The sequence below is a fragment of the Protofrankia sp. CiP1_Cm_nod2 genome, from assembly GCF_920664355.1.
Taxonomy (GTDB): domain Bacteria; phylum Actinomycetota; class Actinomycetes; order Frankiales; family Frankiaceae; genus Protofrankia.
Genome location: NZ_CAKKTL010000191.1, coordinates 1 through 1,560, shown reverse-complemented (window position 1 = coordinate 1,560; position 1,560 = coordinate 1). Strand labels below are relative to the sequence as shown.

Genomic DNA, 1,560 nt, shown 5'->3' with positions numbered 1-1,560 from the left:
CCGCGCGGCCGGGCCTGCTCCGGATGGATGCTGGTTGACGCCGGCGGTGATCCAGACGGCATCCCGCATGATCGAACATCCGCTGGACATGACCTATGCCGTATCGGCATAACCTCGCCGGGCCGCCGACAGCACCGTAGGAGGGGTCAGGAGGCCAGCCAGGCCAGGAGGGTACGTACGCCCCAGCCCGTCCCGCCCTTGCTGATCTCGCCGTCGTCGGAGTCGGAGCGGGCGGTGCCGGCGATGTCCAGATGTGCCCAGGGCAGGCCACCGGTGAACTCCCGCAGGAAGAGCGCGGCCGTGATCGACCCACCGGAGACGTTCAGCGCGCTACCGGTGTTCGCCAGGTCGGCCACGGTGGACTCCAGCGCCGGCCGGTAGTCCTCGACCAGCGGGAGGCGCCACACCCGTTCGCCCGCGTCCGCCGCCGCGGACGAGAGCTGCTCGGCCAGGACCTCGTCGGAGGCGAACAGGCCGGCCGTCCTGCGGCCCAGCGCGATCGTGACCGCGCCGGTGAGGGTCGCCAGGTCGACGATCGCGTCCGGTGCCAGGGTGGCGGCGTAGGCGAGCCCGTCCGCGAGCACCAGGCGCCCCTCGGCGTCGGTGTTGAGCACCTCGACGGTGGTGCCGCCCCAGCAGGAGATGACGTCCCCGGGCCGCAGCGCGCCCCCGCCGATCATGTTCTCGGCGAGGCAGAGCAGCGCGGTGACGCGCCCGGGAGCCCGCAGGGCCGGCAGCGTCACCATGGTCGCCAGGACGGCCGCGGCGCCGGACATGTCGGTCTTCATGGTGGTCATGGACGTCGCGGGCTTCAACGACAGGCCACCGGAGTCGAAGGTGATCCCCTTGCCCACCAGCACCACGTGCCGGGCGTCCGCCGACGCGCGCGCCCCGTCCGACGAGGGGCCGCCGGCCGAGGGAGCGCCGGCCGAAGGGCCGCTGTAGGTCAGCCGCACCAGCCGGGGTGGGCGTGTCGAGCCCGCGCCCACCGCGACCAGCCCCCCGAAGCCCTCGCCGGCCAGTTCGTCGGGGCCGAGCACCTCGACGTCGAGGCCGGCGGCCCGGCCGAGCTCGACCGCGCGGTCGGCGAACCAGGCCGGTGACTTCAGCAGGCTCGGCGTATTGATCAGATCACGGGCGAGGTGGACGGCACGAGCGGCCGCGGCGGCGGCGGCGAGCGACGCCCGCAGGCCGACGTCGTCCGGATCCGGGACGACGAGCGTCACCTCACGCAGGATCCTCGACGGCTCGTCGGCGACGTCGGGCCCGGCATCGGCGGCGGACTCGACACCAGTACCGGTACCGGCAGGCTCAACGGTGACGGGCTCAACGGTGACGGGCTCGGCAGGGGTGCCGCCGAGGCCGGGGTCATCGGCATGACCAGCCGCGCCGCGCGGCGCGCTCGTCCCGCCCACCGCGGCGGCCGGATGCCCGCAAGCGGCGAACGGCCGGTAGGAGGCCAGCGCCAGGCCCTCGGCAAAGGCCCGTGCGGCGGCCGCGTCCACACCGGCCCGGGCGTCGGCGAGCACGGCGGCCCGGTCGGCCGGCCCGGCCCGGCGG

1 protein-coding gene is annotated in these 1,560 nt (G+C 75.1%); it reads right to left on the bottom strand.

Going from position 1 to position 1,560, the window contains the following annotated elements; all coding sequences use genetic code 11:
* Nucleotides 1-146 precede the first annotated feature (146 nt).
* On the bottom strand, nt 147-1,560 hold a 1,414-nt coding region (locus NBW84_RS18420), incomplete at its 5' end, for a leucyl aminopeptidase family protein (RefSeq protein ID WP_250285981.1).